Genomic DNA, 17,500 nt, shown 5'->3' on the forward strand with positions numbered 1-17,500 from the left:
CTATGCATAGTTAATGAATTAAGACAAATAATGAAGATATAATTTTTTGGGAGGTTAATCTGTCATGAAGGTTCCAAAAAAAGCACGGAGATTTACAGGTTTTATAGAGCCATGGTTGATACATAAAGAATTAGATCGTAATATTGGTGTGCTTAAGGAAATGTTTGAAAACACCACAGATGTAATATTTCGAGAGTTTATCATTAGGCTACACGATAAGGAACGTAAGGGTGTAATTCTTTATGTTGAAGGCCTTGTAAATAGTGACGTTATTAATAGAGATATTCTGGAAAGAATTGTAACCTTAGATAATCACAAAGATTACATCGTCGAAATAGATAACCTTTCTAATGGTAAAGAGTGGATGGATTCTGTAATTCAACGTGTTTTATCTGCAAATAACTTAAAGACTTGTGATACAATTTCAGAGGTCAAGGACAATGTTTTGAATGCTCAGGCAGTTATGTTAATAGATGGTGTAGATTCTGCGATTGTAGCTGGCGTTGAAGGATTTAGTACCCGTGGGATAGGTGAACCTGAATCGAGTGTCGTAGTTAGGGGTCCAAGGGAAGGTTTTATTGAAGTATTAAGAAGCAATACTGCCTTATTAAGAAGAAAGATAAAAGATCATAATTTAAAGACAGAGTCTTTAACCGTTGGTAGGACTAGTAGGACGAACGTATGCTTAGTATACATCAATGGTATTGTCAATCCAAAGGTGCTAGAAGAAGTCAAAACGCGAATAGAACGTATTGACATAGATGCGATATTAGAATCTGGGTATATAGAAGAGTTAATTGAAGATAATCCATTCTCGCCGTTCCCAAGTATCAGTACTACAGAACGGCCTGATGATGCCTCAGCTGCACTTTTAGAAGGGCGTATAATTATAATAGTAGACAACACACCGTTTGTACTTTGTGTACCGATGGTGTTTGAAGATTTATTGCACGCAAGTGAAGATTATTATAATAGGTATATGGGTGGAACAGCAATTAGGCTTATTCGTTTTTTTGCTTTATTTATATCTGTTTTACTACCAAGTATATATATAGCGGTCGTTACCTATCATCCAGAGATGCTACCAACGCCCTTGTTAATTAGTGTAGCAGCAGCTAGGGAGGGGGTACCGTTTCCAGCAATAATTGAAGCATTCTTAATGGAGTTTACCTTTGAAGCTCTAAAGGAAGCTGGGGCCAGAATGCCTAAAGCAATAGGGTCGACGGTTAGTATTGTTGGAGGCCTAATTTTAGGTGAAGCAGCTGTTAGTGCTGGATTAGTTTCACAGCCAATGGTTATCGTCGTAGCTGGCACAGCCATATCTTCATTTGCTATACCAGGCTTTGGTATACATAGTTCTTTACGTTTTATTAGATTTCCTTTTATGATTTTAGCAGGAATATTTGGTTTATATGGCATAATTCTTGGGGGTATGGTAGTTCTTATTCACTTATGCTCGTTACGCTCCTATGGTGTACCTTATATGGCTCCGTTTGCCCCGTTAATAAAAGAGGGACTAAAGGACTCGGTTGTACGAGCTCCTTGGTGGAGTATGAAATTAAGACCTCAAATTATTAATTGGCGCAAACAACGCCGGAACCGGTCTCCAAGACCATCAGCCCCTGTAGTGTTGTTAGTATGTATGTTAAGTGGACTATTATTAACTGGGTGCTGGGATATGGAAGAGATAAATGATCGAGCTATTGTAAATGGCGTAGCGGTAGACTTAGTTGAAGATGAAAATGGCTATCGAATTAAAATGCTAGTACAAATTATTAAGCCTGGAGTCGTGGCTGGAAGCCCAGAAGGTGGTGGCGGAAACGGTGCAGAAGCTACATGGGTAGTTTCTGCTGAAGGTAAAAATGTCAATGACGCTGCACGGAATTTAACGAGATATTCTGGCAGAAATCTTTATTGGTCACACAACTTAATCATTATAGTTAGTGAGGAATTAGCAAAGCAGGGTGTTGGACCTGTTTTGGATTTTTTTGACCGCACACCAGAAAATAGGTTACGCACATGGTTTATAGTAGCAAACGGCACAGATGTAGAGGCCTTGATGAAGGCTACTCCTAATTTAGAGTCGCTATTAGCAGTTGAGGTAGCCTCAATGATTGAAGCAAGGGCAGCAACATCCTTAGCTGCTGCCATATACTTGCGTGATTTTTTGTACTTTTCTGCGATTAACACAAGGGCACCAGTTGCTTCTGCTATAGAAACCTATAATGATATAGACAATAAGACATCGCTACTGATTTCGGGTAGTGCTGTTTTTAAGAATGACAAGTTAATTGACTTTTATGATGAGCTAACTACCCGTGGAATATTGTGGGTTGTAGGAGACGTAAATGGAGGTATAATTACTATAGATTGGGAAGGGTATAGAGATGGTATATCTACAGATATCATTAGAACAAAGACTGCTATAGATACATTTGTAGAAAACGGAAATGTTAGAGTAAACATCAATGTGGAAAAAGAAGGTAATATTACAGAAGTCAAGGATGTTATAGATATATCGAAAATCAAATCATTACGAGAAGTTGAACTGAAAGTATCAGATGAAATAAAGAGAGAGATAAATCTGGCACTGGCTAAAGCTCAGGAACAAACCGCTGATATATTCGGTATAGGAGAAATTATTAGGAGACAGCATCCAAAAGCGTGGCGTACTATAGAAACAAATTGGGAGGATGTTTTTAGCGAAATAGAATTTCAGGTGGAGGTCGAGACCCATTTACGTAGATATGGGGTGACTCAGAATAGGGGAGTTATGTTCGAAGAAAATTAATGCTAACAAATAAATATTTAATGCAGGAAACCTATTTTTAATGTAGAATAACAGAATAAGGTGGAATGCAAACTCCATATCAATATTTAGCTTGGAGGATAGGAGTGAAGTCGTGAAAGAGCTAGGCGGTTTTTTGAAAAGCAAAAGAATTGAAAAGGGAATGGAACTGCAAGAGATTGCAGATATTACTAAAATTAGTGTGCGCTATCTCGAAGGGATTGAGAAGGGCGACTGGTCAATGATGCCTGGGAAGTTTTATGTTAAGGGTTTTATTCGCAGCTATGCTAAGGTCTTACAGGTAGATGTATCATCCTTTTTAGCGGATATAGACCATGAGATAAAACAAGACCAGCTCTCAACGGCACCAATTGCGCCAACAACGACAAAGCCAGTTAAAGCAAATAGGTTTGGTAAGCTCTTTGCTTTATCTTTAGTAATCATACTGATAATTGCAGTTATTGCTACAATAATTCACTATGTATCTAATGTTGAGGGAGACGGAGAAGCTATATCAGAAAATAATAATCAACAAGAAAATACTCAAAATCATGATATCGAATTTGAGGTGTTACCTGAAAAGGAGCAACCGATTACTGAGCCAGAAGTTACGGATGAGCAACAATCAATAATAAATTTTGTAGAACAACAAGAAACAACATATATTTATGAAGTGTCAAACGTGGAGCAGATAGAAATAAGAATAGAAGCAGTACAAGGAGATTGTTGGTACGAAATTCGTACTCCTAATGCTCAAGGGGGAGTAACAGCTACAAATACACTTAGAAATGGAAACACTGATATAGTAGGTAGTGACAACAACACACGTATTCGTTTAGGGAACCCTGGCAATGTAAACTTATATATCAATGACCAACTGATAGAGAAGGAAGCGACCAGTAGTCCTAGAAATTTTCAATTTAACTTTATTAATCAATAAACACCTTTTATAGGTGTTTTTGACACTTTAAAAGGCATATATTATACTGTGAAAAGAATAGATATTGCTTATATTATTTTGGGGGAAAAGTATGGGACAGCTATCAGTTTCAGTAGTCACACTTGGCTGCGCTAAAAACGCCGTCGATTCAGACATAATGAAAGACATTTTAAATTCTAATAGATATAATGTAGAAGAAGATACCAATAAAGCTGAAGTTATAATTATTAATACCTGTGGCTTTATTGAAGCTGCAAAACAAGAGTCTATAAATACAATTTTAGATTTAGCAGACTTAAAGCAGACAGGACAGTTGAAATATTTAATAGTAGCAGGATGTTTAGCACAGAGATACAAAGAAGAGCTTCTACAGGAAATACCAGAAATAGATGGCATAGTTGGGACGGGCAACTTTAGCGACATCCACAATCTTATAGAAGAATGTAAAGCCGGGAAGCGTCCAGCATACACAGGGCACCCGGCCGTTTCCTATGATGAATTTGCTAGTTTTCATAAAAATCGCAAACCTGGCCCAAGCGCATTTGTAAAAATCTCAGAGGGCTGCAATAATCATTGTACATTTTGCATTATTCCGAGCTTAAGAGGCGAATACAGAAGTAGAACTATAGAATCAATTTACGAAGAAGTAGTGGCACTATCGGAAAAAGGAACCAAGGAGATTAATCTTGTTGCTCAAGATTCAAGTCTGTATGGTTTCGATATCTACGGGAAACCAGAGATTGCACAATTACTTAGAAAACTTAATAGTATAGATGGAATCGAATGGATACGTTTATTGTACACATATCCTGGCAATTTAGACGATGAACTTATCGATGCTATAGCTGATTTGCCTAAGGTATGCAAATATGTAGAGATACCTTTGCAGCATAGCGAGCCAAAGGTTTTAAAACTTATGAATAGACCAGGTCAAAATAAAGACATTAAGCAATTAATTTCATCATTGCGTAACCGTATTCCTGATGTAACTATTAGAACCACTATCATAGTTGGATTCCCGAATGAATCTAATGAGGATTTTGAAAATCTAAAACAGTTTGTTGCTGAAACACAATTTGATCGACTAGGTGTATTCACATACTCCAAAGAAGAAGGTACAGCAGCTGCTAAACTTACTGGACATATTGAACATGGTATAAAAGAAAAACGAGCAGCAGAAATTATGGAGATTCAACGTAAAATCACTGAATTAAGGAATAGTAGGCATATTGGCAAAGTATTACCTGTATTGATAGAACGTGCAGAGGCGGGTAATACCTTTGTCGGTCGGACGCAGTATGATGCGCCTGAAATCGATAGTGAAATTTACGTAACGGGTGAGTCTATACAGGTAGGTGAAATAGTACCTGTTAAGATTACCCATGCCCTAGATTTTGATTTTTCCGGGGAGGTACAATATGTTAAACCTAGCAAATAAAATAACATTAACCCGGATTATTTTGGTGCCAATTGTAATGCTGTTTTTACTAGTTAGCTTCGATTTTGGTAGGATTTCAATTTTCGGTGTATCTACGGCACTGAATGAAATTATCGCAGCATTAGTTTTTATTCTAGCGGCTAGTACAGATGGCTTAGATGGGTATATTGCTCGCAAGAAAAAAATGGTTACTAACCTAGGGAAGTTTTTAGATCCTTTAGCTGACAAGCTTCTCATATCAGCAGCACTCATATCTTTGGTTGAAATGGGTCGACTAGAAGCATATGTCGCAGTTATTATCATTAGCAGAGAGTTTGCAGTAACGGGGTTAAGGCTAGTTGCTGCTGCTGATGGTCATGTAATATCTGCAAGTAAGCTTGGTAAACTTAAAACTGTAGCGCAAATTGTCGCAATCGTATTATTAATTCTTAATAATTTTCCATTTAACCATATAGGAATACCGTTAGATCAAATATCTTTATTTGTAGCTGTAATTGTAACTATAGTTTCAGGGATTGATTATTTTTATAAAAACAGACAGGTTATTATAAAAAAATCATAGTGGAGGAAATTTCTTGAAAACAGAAATTATTGCTGTTGGTACTGAATTATTGTTAGGACAAATTACAAATACAAATGCTCAATATTTATCTAGGAAATTGGCGGAATATGGATTTGATGTATACTATCATTCTGTTGTAGGTGACAACAGCGAAAGATTAACAGATGCATTAGAAATCGCCAGCGCCCGCTCTCAATTGATTATTTTGACAGGTGGACTAGGGCCAACGGATGATGATCTTACTAAAGAAACATTAGCAAGCTATGTTAGACAGCCTTTAGTTATTCATGGGCAGTCATTAGAACAAATTAAGCAGTTTTTTCTAATGAGAAAAAAACAAATGCCAGCAACTAACACTAAGCAGGCTTTAATTATTGAAGGGTCGATTCCTTTATATAATAATCTTGGCACTGCTCCTGGACTTTTATATGAGCATAGCGATAGGTTATATGCGTTATTACCAGGCCCACCTCGGGAGCTTAAATCCATGTTTGAACACGAGCTATTACCTAATTTACTAAGATCAACTTTCTATAAACAAACAGCTACAATCTATTCCCATGTATTACGCTTTTTAGGTATTGGCGAATCTGCCCTAGTAGAGAAAATTGATGATTTATTAAAAGAGCAGAGCAATCCAACGATAGCCCCTCTATGCAGTGAAATGGAGGTCACGCTTAGGATTACAGCAAAGGCTGTAAACTTAGAAAAAGCTAAGGAACTGATTGAGCCAATTAAACAAGAAATAACCCAGCGATTAGCTGAGTACTATTATGCTGATAATGATAAAACCCTTCTTGATGTTCTGCATACGAAGCTACTCCAATATAAACGCACAATTGCTATTGCAGAAAGCTGTACAGGCGGTCTTCTAAGCAGTTTTATGACAAGCTTACCTGATAGCTCAAAGTATTTTATACAGGGAATAGTGTGTTATAGTAATAAGGCTAAACAACAACTTGGAATTACTTCAGAAATGTTAAAAGAACACGGGGCTGTTAGTAGTCCAGTCACTGAAGGCTTAGCAGAATTAATAAGAAAGAAATCACAGGCAGATTATGGCATTAGCATTACTGGTTTAGCTGGACCAGCAGGCGCTGAAGCTGAGAAACCAATAGGCTTGGTATACATAAGTGTGTCTTCTGGTAATACCATAGTGACTGAAAAGCATTTATTTAATGGTGATAGAGAAACAATTCGTATGCGTGCAATTAAAGCTGCGCAATATTTACTACTGAAACAATTAGAAGAAAAGGTGAGATAATTGACTATGAGGTTTGAAGATTTAGGAATTGATAGTAGAATTTTAAGTGCGTTAAACGAAATGGGCTTTGAAGAGCCTACACCAATTCAAGCAAAGTGCGTTCCTATAGTTCTTGAGGGACGAGATGTTCTTGGACAAGCTCAAACAGGTACAGGTAAAACTGCAGCCTTTGGTATTCCGTTAATACAAAAGGTAGATGAGAGAAGTAGAAATGTTCAGGCTTTAATTCTTACACCTACAAGAGAGTTAGCTATTCAAGTTGCTGGTGAAATTCGTAAAATAGGAAAACAAAAAAACATCCGTCCATTACCAATCTATGGTGGTCAGCTCATTGGACATCAGATACGCGCATTAAATCAGGGTGCACAAATTGTAGTAGGTACTCCTGGTAGAATACTAGACCACCTACGAAGAAATACACTAAAGCTAGATGACGTGAAAACATTAATATTAGATGAAGCTGACGAAATGCTAGACATGGGTTTCATTGAAGACATAGAAAAAATCATAAAATCAACTCCAGAAAACAGGCAAACACTATTATTTTCAGCAACAATGCCTTATGAGATAAAGCATTTATCAAAAAAATATATGAGAAATTTAACTAATATATCTATCGCTAAAGGCGATGTTACAGTGCCTTTGATTGAGCAATTATACTATAAGGTTTTAGAGCGTGATAAGTTAGAAAGCTTTTGTAGGATTTTAGATCAAGAAGAGCTAGAACTAGGAATTGTCTTTTGCCGTACCAAAAAGGGTGTAGATGAATTAGCAGATACCCTACAGGATCGTGGTTATTTAGCAGAGGGTTTACATGGTGATTTATCGCAAGCACAACGTGATAAAGTAATGCATAAGTTCCGTGACGGCTCAATTGAATTATTAATTGCAACTGATGTAGCTGCAAGGGGTATTGATGTAGAGAATGTAAGTCACGTTATTAATTATGATATACCACAAGACCCAGAGTCTTATGTACATAGGGTTGGTCGTACAGGTCGTGCTGGGAGAAAAGGCATTGCAATAACCTTGGTTACTCCTAGGGAAATTAAGCAGCTTCTAGCAATTCAAAAGCAAACAAAGGTTACTCTGAATTCTAAAGAAATTCCATCGTTAGAAGAGGTTGCAAATAAGCAGAAACAGCAATGGAAAGAGAAATTAACCGACTGCATTGAGAAAAATGATTTACAGAATTACATCGAAAGCTTGGAAGATTTAATAAATAGATATGGTGCAGTTAATGTAGCTGCTGCTGCAATGAAAATAACTGTTGATAGTACAAGTAACAAAATCGAAATGCAGACTTATGATTTTGGTGATACTGGTGGCGAAAAGGGTATGGTTCGCTTCTTTATCAATGTGGGCAAGAATGGTGAATTCACACCTAAATACGTAATTGAATTATTAAAAGAACATGCTGGAATAGATACTAATTTTGTTGGGAAAATAAATATCTTTGACCGCTTCACATTTGTAGAAGTTGCAGAAGATCAGGCGCCATTTGTTTATGAGGCATTTAGAAATACAAGGGTTAAAGGCAAAAGAATCAACGTAGAGCCAGCAAAGCCGAGAAGTTTTAATCGATAGTAACATGGATAACTTTTAATACCAAAAAAAGTACAATTTGTACTTTTTTTTTTATATATTATCGTGTACAATAGACAAGTATCGAACTTTTGTTCCAGATTATATAGTGGGAAATACATATTATGGAGAATATTAGGAGGTTATAGAATGAGTGATCGTAAGCAAGCGCTTGAAATGGCATTAAAGCAGATTGAGAAACAATTCGGTAAAGGCTCTGTTATGAAATTGGGCGAATCTACTTCTAGTCAAGTAGAGACGAGCTCATCTGGCTCTTTAGCTTTAGATATTGCCTTAGGCATAGGAGGATTTCCGAAAGGTAGGGTTATTGAAATCTTCGGTCCTGAATCATCAGGTAAAACAACTGTTGCCCTTCATTCAATTGCTGAAGTACAGAAAAACGGTGGACAAGCCGCCTTTATCGACGCAGAACATGCGTTAGATCCTGTTTACGCTAAAAATTTAGGTGTAAATACTGAAGAATTACTTTTATCACAACCAGATACGGGAGAACAAGCTCTAGAAATTGCAGAGGCACTCGTTCGTAGCGGTGCTGTAGATATAATTGTAATCGACTCTGTGGCAGCTTTAGTGCCAAGAGCTGAGATTGAAGGTGAAATGGGAGATTCGCACGTAGGACTTCAGGCGAGGTTGATGTCACAAGCACTACGTAAACTTTCAGGTGCCATTAGCAGATCTAAAACATTAGCAATTTTTATTAACCAGATTCGTGAAAAAGTTGGTGTTATGTTCGGTAACCCTGAAGTTACACCAGGTGGACGTGCTTTAAAATTCTACTCGAGTGTACGTTTAGACGTAAGGAGAACAGAGTCAATTAAGCAAGGAAATGATGTCGTTGGTAATAGAGTAAAAATCAAGGTAGTTAAAAATAAGGTTGCTCCACCATTCAAGCAGGCAGATGTTGATATTATGTACGGTGAAGGTATTTCTAGAGAAGGAAGCTTATTAGATATAGGAACGGATTTAGATGTTGTTAACAAAAGTGGTGCGTGGTATTCATTTGATAATGAGCGATTAGGGCAAGGTAGAGAGAATGCTAAAATCTTCTTAAAAGAAAATCCTGCAATTGCTAATCAAATTAATAAGCGAATAAGAGATCATTATAATTTGCAAACAGTTTCGACAGAAGAAGATGAGCTACAAGAACAAATTTAGAGAAAATGGCTTTAAATTTATATTTCTTGACAAGTATTGTGACAAATAATACAATGAAGGTGCGTATTTCTGTTTCGTGTTATATATTAGGTTTAATTTAGTTCAAGATAAAATAGCTTTTTGAAAAGTGTTTTTTAAAAATCCTATGCGACCTTTTACCAAGACAAATCATTTATACCTATTATAAGTTTGGTAATTGGAGGAGGTTAGACCTAATGGATATACCAATAGGGATAGGTCTAATAATACTAGTTGCAGTATCTGTTGTAGCATTTGTTATAGGGTTTTTTGTGAGAAAATCAATTGCAGAAGCTAAGATATCTAGCGCCGAAGAAGCAGCTAAAAATATTTTAGAAAATGCAAAAAAGGAAGTAGAAGCTACAAAGAAAGAAACAATTCTAGAGGCTAAAGATGAAGCTCACAAAATTCGCACAGAAGCTGAACGAGACATGCGAGAAAGGCGTAAAGAATTAGATCGCTTAGAACGCAGAATATTGCAAAAAGAAGAAACATTAGACCGTAAAGTAGAGCAAGTTGAAAAGAAAGAAGACGTTTTAGCTAATAAAGAGCGCAAAGTAACAGAATTGGAAGAACAAATACAGACTAAGCTTGATGAGCAAATAACTGAATTAGAACGTATTTCGGGATTAACTCAGAAGGAAGCGAAAGACATTATCCTTAACAAAGTTGAAAGCGAAATTCGTTATGAAACAGCTATGTTGATTAAGGATATTGAATTACAGGCAAAGGAAGAGGCACATAAAAAGGCTAGAGAAATTATATCTATTGCCATTCAAAGATGTGCTGCAGACCATGTTGCTGAATCGACAGTTTCTGTAGTTGCACTTCCAAACGATGAGATGAAGGGCCGAATAATTGGTAGGGAAGGTCGCAATATTAGAACCCTAGAAGCTTTAACAGGCATAGATTTGATTATTGACGATACCCCTGAAGCTGTCATTTTATCTGGTTTTGAGCCGATTCGCAGAGAGATTGCACGAGTTGCTTTAGAGAAGCTTGTGGCTGATGGTAGAATCCACCCTGCGAGAATTGAAGAAATGGTCGAGAAAGCGACCAAAGAAGTCGATGAAAGAATTCGTGAAGAAGGTGAACAAGCTACATTTGACACTGGAGTTCACGGACTTCATCCAGAATTAATTAAATTACTAGGTAGATTAAAGTTCCGTACTAGTTATGGACAAAATGTATTAAAGCATTCTACAGAAGTTGCACATTTAGCAGGCTTAATGGCTGCAGAACTAGGTGTAGACGTTAAACTAGCAAAAAGAGCAGGATTACTACATGATATCGGTAAAGCAATTGACCATGAAACTGAAGGTTCACATGTAGAAATAGGAATTGATATAGCTAAAAGATACAAAGAGCCTAAAGAAGTAATTAACAGCATAGCTTCTCACCATGGTGAAGTAGAGGCTGAAAGTATTACAGCTGTATTAGTATCAGCAGCAGATGCATTATCTGCAGCTAGACCTGGAGCACGAAGAGAAACATTAGAGTCTTATATTAAGAGGTTGGAAAAGCTAGAAGCAATTGCTGATAATGTCGAAGGAGTAGAAAAATCCTACGCAATTCAAGCTGGACGTGAATTAAGAATTATAGTTCGTCCAGATAGAATTGACGATGTTGAGTCAGTAAATGTTGCTAGGGAGATTAAAAAGCAAGTAGAAGCTGATTTAGATTATCCAGGACAAATAAAAATAACCGTGATACGCGAAACACGAGCAGTTGAATATGCTAAATAAGGTGGCTTAGGTCACTTTATTTTTTTCCATAAATATTAGTATTTATTAGAAAGAGGCTTAAAGGTGAAAATTTTATTTATAGGTGACATTGTCGGAAACCTGGGTTTAAAAGCAGTTTCAGAATATTTGCCGTATTTAAAAGATAAAAACCAATTTGATTTTATCATTGCAAATGCAGAGAATAGTGCACCAAATGGTCGTGGTATCACAAAGCAAGCAGTAAGTGTGTTAACTAATATTGGGGTTAACACATTAACCATGGGAAACCATACCTGGGATCACGACGATATCTATGAAATTATTGATAAAAAAAATTATAATATAATCAGACCAGCTAACTATCCAACAGCATTGCCTGGTAGAAGCTATATAACAGTCAAACTTGGCAATAAAAACGTCACTGTAATCAACCTATGTGGTCAAACGTTTATGGACTCTTTTAATTGTCCTTTTGCTGCCATAGATGATCTTTTGGCAAAAATACCAAAAGATCACTATATTATAGTGGATTTCCATGCTGAGGCGACATCTGAGAAAATAGCTATGGGTAGATATCTAGCAGGCAAGGTTAGTGCTGTATTCGGTACACATACACATGTCCAAACAAGTGATGCTCAATTAATTAAGGAGCATACAGGATATATTACAGATGTAGGGATGACTGGGTGTAGATCTGGGGTTATTGGTATGGAAGCAGAGGCTGTATTAAAAAGATTCAGATTAAAAATACCAGTAAAAATTAATGTTGATAGTAATTCTAGCTCATGGCAATTTTCAGCTGTTATAATAGAGCTTGCAAAGGGTTCAACATCAGCTCGGGAAATTAAATCGATATACGAAGTTTCATAAATCAAGCAATATTAAAAATAATGCTCACAAAATTTGTATTATTTAGAGTTTTTTACGCTATAGAAGAAGGAATAATTGTCAAGTGACTAGAATATAGATTGAAATGGTAGATATCTAACATACTAGAGGAGGTTCTAATTATGGAGGTATTAAAAGTTTCAGCAAAGTCGAATCCTAATTCTGTAGCAGGTGCTCTTGCTGGTGTTCTGCGCGAAAGTGGAGCAGCAGAGCTACAGGCCATTGGCGCTGGGGCAATTAATCAAGCAGTTAAGGCTGTAGCGATTGCACGAGGTTTCGTAGCTCCTAGTGGTATTGATTTAGTTTGTGTTCCCGCATTTACTGATATCATAATTGACGGGGAAGAACGTACAGCAATTAAATTAATTATAGAGCCTAGATAATAGCATAAAGGACCTGCTTATTCACTTCAATGAATAGACAGGTCTTTTTTTGTTTTATATTATATAATTTTATTAGGGGTGATTAGATGTTTGCTGATGGACATTGCGACTACTTGTATAAGTTAGATAATAAAGAGGTAGCCGTTGCTACTATACCAAACTTAATAAGCTCAAAAATTATACTGCAGAACTTTGCTATATTTGTAGAGCCACAGAAAAACCTATCAATAGCTACTAACAAAGTATTGAGACAAGTAATGTTATTTCAACGAAATGTTGTTAATGCTAATAATGTTATACAACTTAAATATAGCAACCAACTAAAGAATATTAAACACTATCTTAATAATAAAATGCTAGCAATTTTGGCATTAGAAGGCTGCGATACAATTCTGCCCGATAATAATTTATTTGATATATTATGGGATAATGGGACTCGGATATTTGGGCTGACTTGGAACAAAGATAATCATTTTGCCACTAGCTGTACAACAATTACGAACGAGGGGTTATCTTTAGCGGGTAAAGAATTTATTAATCATTTAATTAAAAAAAACGGAATAATAGATGCTTCACATTTGTCTGAAAGATCATTTTGGGATATTGTTAATTTAGAGAATAAGCCAGCGTTAATAGCTAGTCATTCAAATTGTGCAAAAATATGTAATCACATAAGAAATATCTCGAATGAACAAATTAAAGCTATTATAAAAATGCAGGGTGTTATAGGAATTAATTTTGTACCTATGTTTTTAAATAATTCAGCAAGGGATGCAAGTATTATGGATGTGATTAAACATATAGACCTTATATTAGAGCTCGGTGGAGAAGATAACATAGCAATTGGTTCCGATTACGACGGTGCAAGGTTAATAAAGGAACTAGAAAACCCAGAAAAATTATATTTATTAAAGGATAGGCTTGCTAAAATATATAGCAAGGAGCTTGTTGATAAAATAACCCACTTAAATTGGATACAATTTATGATAAAGAACTTGCCAGAAGATAATTCACCAGAAAATAATTAACAAAGGAAGAATTTATATGACAGTAGATTTACATATTCATACGACGAAATCAGATGGACTAAGAACACCAGAACAAACCGTGCTTGAAGCAGTGTCAAAAAAAATGAAAGCAATTGCAATAACAGATCATGATATAACTTTAGGGGTTGAAGAAGCGATTAAAATAGCAGAAAACTACGAGCTAAAAGTTATTCCAGGTGTTGAAATTAATAGCTGCTGGCAGGGTGAAGAGATTCATATACTAGGTTATTACATTGACACTTCGAATGATAGGTTACAATCGAAGCTGTCAATCATTAGAAAGTCGAGAGAGGAAAGAGCAAGTAGGATAATATGTCGGCTGCAGGAATTGAATTACGAGATTTCACTAGAAGAGGTTATAAATTTAAAAGGTATAGGAACAATTGGCAGGCCACATATTGCTAGGCTTTTAGTTAGAAAGGGATACTTTAGAAATACCAACGAAGCTTTTGACAAATTACTATCACCTGGTAAAGCTGCATACGTCGATAGGTTACGACTGGAACCACAGGAAGCTATTGAATTAATTCATAATGCTAAAGGACTAGCAGTTGTAGCTCACCCTGGATTATATGATAATGCGATAGATTGGGGTTACTTTGCAGAACTTGGGCTAGATGGAATTGAGGTCTATCACAGTAAACATGACTATAGAAAAACTGAAAAGTACAAAGATATTGCGACCAAATTTTCTTTGCTAGAAACAGGTGGATCAGATTGTCATGGTATTGGTACAAGCTCTATTTTGAATTTGTTAAAATTACCATACGAGATTGTAGATAGACTAGAAGCTGCTAAGATGGATAGTTTGAAATAATAACAAACGATTTTAAGGAAAAACACATAGGATATTAAAAACCCACTTATTGAAATTGGAGTCTTGATAAAGCCGTAGAGATTACTAGAAGAGAGGTGGAGTATTTGTCAGTTAATAAAAAAGTATTTATCAATCATAACTGGTGTAAACAGTGTGGAATATGTGTTCATCTATGTCCAAAGGCAGTATTAGAGTTAAGGGATGGTAAGTTGCTAGCCTCCAAAGAAGAAAAATGTATCCAATGTATGATGTGTCAAAACCATTGTCCGGATTTTGCCATTGAAATAAAGGAGGAAAAAGCTAAATGAAGGATATAGAGCTTATACAGGGTAATGAAGCATGCGTTGAAGCTGCTTTGAAGGCTGGTATAGACTTCTATGCTGGTTATCCGATATCACCATCGACAGAAATTACCGAGCTATTTGCCCAAAAGCTAATACCATTAGGAAAAAAGTTTATTCAAATGGAGGACGAAATCGCTAGTATGGCAGCTATAATCGGTGCTTCTCTTACTGGGAAAAAAGTAATGACTGCAACTAGTGGACCTGGTTTTACATTAATGCAAGAGAATATAGGCTTTGCAGCAGCCACGGAAACACCTTGTGTAGTAATTAATGTACAAAGGGCTGGTCCGAGTACTGGCTTACCAACTACTCCTGCCCAGGGAGATATGATGCAAGCACGCTGGGGGTCACATGGTGACTATTCGATAATTGCATTAGTTCCATATTCGGTAAGAGAGTGCTTTGATTTAACAGTCAGGGCCTTTAATCTAGCAGAAAAGTATCGAACTCCTGTAATTGTGTTAATGGACGAAATTATAGGCCATATGCGAGAGAATGTAAAACTGCCAGACACTGTTAACGTTGTTAATAGGGCAAAACCTGTTGAAACTCCTGACGACCATATCCAATATAAGAACACAGAGGATTTAGTCCCTCCAATGGCAACTCTTGGCACAGGGTATAAGTTTCATGTCACGGGCTTAACTCACGATGAACAAGGCTTTCCGACCAGCAATCCAACTACAATTGAAAAATTTATTACAAGAATTAATGAAAAAATACATGCAAATTATGATGACATAGTAGATGTTCAAGAGCATGACACTGAAGATAGTGAATATTTGTTTTTTTGCTATGGATCTGCTGCAAGATCATGCTACAAAGCATATAAGTTAGCTAGAGAGCAGGGAATCAAAGTAGGCATCATGAGACCTCGTACTATTTGGCCGTTTCCCAAAAAGCATTTACAAGGGTTAAAACATTCTTCAATAAAAAAAATTATAGTGCCAGAACTAAACAGAGGTCAAATTGTGCGTGAAGTCGAAGCGTCTGTTACTGGTATAGAAGTGATACCAGTTAATAAATACAATGGTGAACTATTTACCCCACAAGAACTCTTAGATGTGCTTAAGGGGGTGCGATAGATGAACTCAAAAATTTTAAAGCACTTACGCCAGGATAAGTTACCACACATATGGTGCCCAGGCTGTGCCCATGGGATAGTATTAAGATCATTACTTGAAGCAATAGACAACACAGGTCTTAACACTTCAAAGACCGTTATCGTAGCTGGTATTGGCTGTGCTTCTAGGGCCTCAGGGTATTTAGACTTTGATACAGTTCATACCGTTCATGGAAGGGCAATCCCCTACGCTACTGGTATCAAATTAGCAAACCCCGAGCTAAAAGTTATTGTTATTACTGGGGACGGAGATGCCACAGCCATCGGCGGAAATCATCTTATACATGGAATTAGAAGAAACATTGATATAACAACTGTTATATTTAATAATAACGTCTACGGAATGACAAGCGGTCAATATTCACCAACTACTCCATCAGGAGCATGGGCTGCAACATCACCATATGGACATCTAGATCGACCTTTTGATATTTGTGAATTAGCCATAGGTGCAGGGGCAACGTATGTTGCGAGAGGAACGGCGTATCATCAAACACAGTTGACTAAATTAATTGAGAAAGGTATAAAACACAATGGTTTTGCTGTCATAGACGCTCTAAGCACATGTCCGACCTACTTTGGAAGAAAAAATAAAAGAGGCACTGCAGCAGATATGATTACATGGTTTAAAGAAAATACAATTACTGTCAAGGCAAACTCAGTAAATGATATTAACCAAAATAAAGATGATAATAGCAAAATGAAAATAGGTGAATTTAGAAATATAAATGATGTTCCTGAGTTTACTAATGAATATCAAAAGCTTATTACACAAGTTATGAAGGGGGAATAAAATTGAGGTGGGAAATCAGACTGTCTGGCACTGGGGGGCAGGGTTTAGTTTTAGCTGGAGTAATCTTAGCCTCCGCCAGTAGTCTAGCTGGTAAAAATGTAGTTCAAACACAAACCTATGGACCTGAGTCTCGAGGCGGTTCTAGTAAGTCAGAAGTAATAATAGATGAAGAAGAAATTGATTATCCAAAAGTCCTCCTCCCTAACGTTTTATTAGTACTTTCTCAGTCTGCTTTGGATAAGTATGCAAAATGTATTGATAATCAAGGAGTCATAATTACTGATAGCAGCTTAAATACTTCTGATTTCAGGAATGAATTGACAACACTATACAAAGTCCCAATCATTAAAACAGCAAAAGAAGTTATAGGAAAAAGTATAGTTACGAACATGGTAGCTTTAGGAGCTTTAATCCGCGCAACGAATATTGCAAGTAAAGAATTGTTATATAAAGCAATGAAAAGCTATGTACCAGTTGGAACAGAGAATTTAAATAAAAAAGCAATTGATATTGGATACGAACTTATTGATAAAAACTAAATACAAATATTAAAAACTGAAAAAATCTTAGCAAAACATTAATTAGCTTGTTCTATTATTAGGTATACCT

16 protein-coding genes are annotated in these 17,500 nt (G+C 36.4%); all 16 read left to right on the forward strand.

What is annotated here, in order from left to right; translation table 11 throughout:
* Nucleotides 1–64: 64 nt before the first annotated feature.
* The 16 genes from BHF68_RS03150 (at nucleotide 65) to BHF68_RS03225 (ending at nucleotide 17,430) form a co-directional block, all read left to right on the forward strand.
* The gene (locus BHF68_RS03150; RefSeq protein ID WP_069642163.1) at nucleotides 65–2,791 is read left to right on the forward strand and encodes a Ger(x)C family spore germination protein; all 2,727 of its coding nucleotides are present in this window, start codon (nucleotides 65–67) and stop codon (nucleotides 2,789–2,791) included.
* A 112-nt stretch (nucleotides 2,792–2,903) separates the two neighbouring features.
* Nucleotides 2,904–3,728 (forward strand): helix-turn-helix domain-containing protein, encoded by an 825-nt coding sequence (locus BHF68_RS03155; RefSeq protein ID WP_069642164.1) that lies wholly within the window; start codon nucleotides 2,904–2,906, stop codon nucleotides 3,726–3,728.
* Between the two features lie 91 nt (nucleotides 3,729–3,819).
* A complete protein-coding gene (gene rimO, locus BHF68_RS03160) occupies nucleotides 3,820–5,166 on the forward strand; it encodes a 30S ribosomal protein S12 methylthiotransferase RimO (RefSeq protein ID WP_069642165.1) in 1,347 nt (448 codons plus the stop codon).
* Nucleotides 5,147–5,728, forward strand: coding sequence for a CDP-diacylglycerol--glycerol-3-phosphate 3-phosphatidyltransferase (pgsA, locus tag BHF68_RS03165; protein WP_069642166.1), 582 nt, complete (start codon nucleotides 5,147–5,149; stop codon nucleotides 5,726–5,728). Before rimO ends, pgsA begins: the two co-directional genes overlap by 20 nt.
* Nucleotides 5,729–5,741: 13 nt before the next feature.
* Nucleotides 5,742–6,992, forward strand: a complete 1,251-nt coding sequence (locus BHF68_RS03170; protein ID WP_069642167.1) for a competence/damage-inducible protein A — start codon at nucleotides 5,742–5,744, stop codon at nucleotides 6,990–6,992.
* Nucleotides 6,993–6,998: 6 nt separating this feature from the next.
* Nucleotides 6,999–8,579 (forward strand): DEAD/DEAH box helicase, encoded by a 1,581-nt coding sequence (locus BHF68_RS03175; RefSeq protein ID WP_141706210.1) that lies wholly within the window; start codon nucleotides 6,999–7,001, stop codon nucleotides 8,577–8,579.
* Nucleotides 8,580–8,726: 147 nt separating this feature from the next.
* The gene (recA, locus tag BHF68_RS03180; protein WP_069642169.1) at nucleotides 8,727–9,752 is read left to right on the forward strand and encodes a recombinase RecA; all 1,026 of its coding nucleotides are present in this window, start codon (nucleotides 8,727–8,729) and stop codon (nucleotides 9,750–9,752) included.
* A gap of 215 nt (nucleotides 9,753–9,967) precedes the next feature.
* Nucleotides 9,968–11,515, forward strand: coding sequence for a ribonuclease Y (gene rny / locus BHF68_RS03185; protein WP_069642170.1), 1,548 nt, complete (start codon nucleotides 9,968–9,970; stop codon nucleotides 11,513–11,515).
* Nucleotides 11,516–11,578: 63 nt separating this feature from the next.
* Nucleotides 11,579–12,364, forward strand: a complete 786-nt coding sequence (locus tag BHF68_RS03190; RefSeq protein ID WP_069642171.1) for a TIGR00282 family metallophosphoesterase — start codon at nucleotides 11,579–11,581, stop codon at nucleotides 12,362–12,364.
* Nucleotides 12,365–12,504: 140 nt separating this feature from the next.
* On the forward strand, nucleotides 12,505–12,765 hold the full coding sequence (locus tag BHF68_RS03195; RefSeq protein WP_069642172.1) for a stage V sporulation protein S: 261 nt from the start codon (nucleotides 12,505–12,507) through the stop codon (nucleotides 12,763–12,765).
* An 86-nt stretch (nucleotides 12,766–12,851) separates the two neighbouring features.
* Entirely contained in the window at nucleotides 12,852–13,793 is a 942-nt protein-coding gene (locus BHF68_RS03200; protein WP_069642173.1) for a dipeptidase, read from the forward strand.
* 16 nt (nucleotides 13,794–13,809) lie between these two features.
* Nucleotides 13,810–14,631 carry a PHP domain-containing protein gene (locus BHF68_RS03205; protein WP_069642174.1) on the forward strand — a complete coding sequence of 274 codons (822 nt, stop codon included), beginning with the start codon at nucleotides 13,810–13,812 and terminating at the stop codon, nucleotides 14,629–14,631.
* A 95-nt stretch (nucleotides 14,632–14,726) separates the two neighbouring features.
* Nucleotides 14,727–14,939, forward strand: a complete 213-nt coding sequence (locus tag BHF68_RS15780; RefSeq protein WP_367114257.1) for a 4Fe-4S dicluster domain-containing protein — start codon at nucleotides 14,727–14,729, stop codon at nucleotides 14,937–14,939.
* Nucleotides 14,936–16,060, forward strand: a complete 1,125-nt coding sequence (locus BHF68_RS03215) for a 2-oxoacid:acceptor oxidoreductase subunit alpha (RefSeq protein ID WP_069642176.1) — start codon at nucleotides 14,936–14,938, stop codon at nucleotides 16,058–16,060. The genes BHF68_RS15780 and BHF68_RS03215 overlap by 4 nt, the downstream gene beginning before the upstream one ends.
* Entirely contained in the window at nucleotides 16,061–16,891 is an 831-nt protein-coding gene (locus BHF68_RS03220; RefSeq protein ID WP_069642177.1) for a 2-oxoacid:ferredoxin oxidoreductase subunit beta, read from the forward strand. It begins immediately after the preceding gene.
* Nucleotides 16,888–17,430: a 2-oxoacid:acceptor oxidoreductase family protein gene (locus BHF68_RS03225; protein WP_084019163.1), complete on the forward strand. Its 543-nt coding sequence runs from the start codon at nucleotides 16,888–16,890 to the stop codon at nucleotides 17,428–17,430. The genes BHF68_RS03220 and BHF68_RS03225 overlap by 4 nt, the downstream gene beginning before the upstream one ends.
* Nucleotides 17,431–17,500: the final 70 nt, after the last annotated feature.

The organism is Desulfuribacillus alkaliarsenatis (assembly GCF_001730225.1).
In the GTDB taxonomy this organism is placed as follows: Bacteria; Bacillota; Bacilli; order Desulfuribacillales; family Desulfuribacillaceae; genus Desulfuribacillus; species Desulfuribacillus alkaliarsenatis.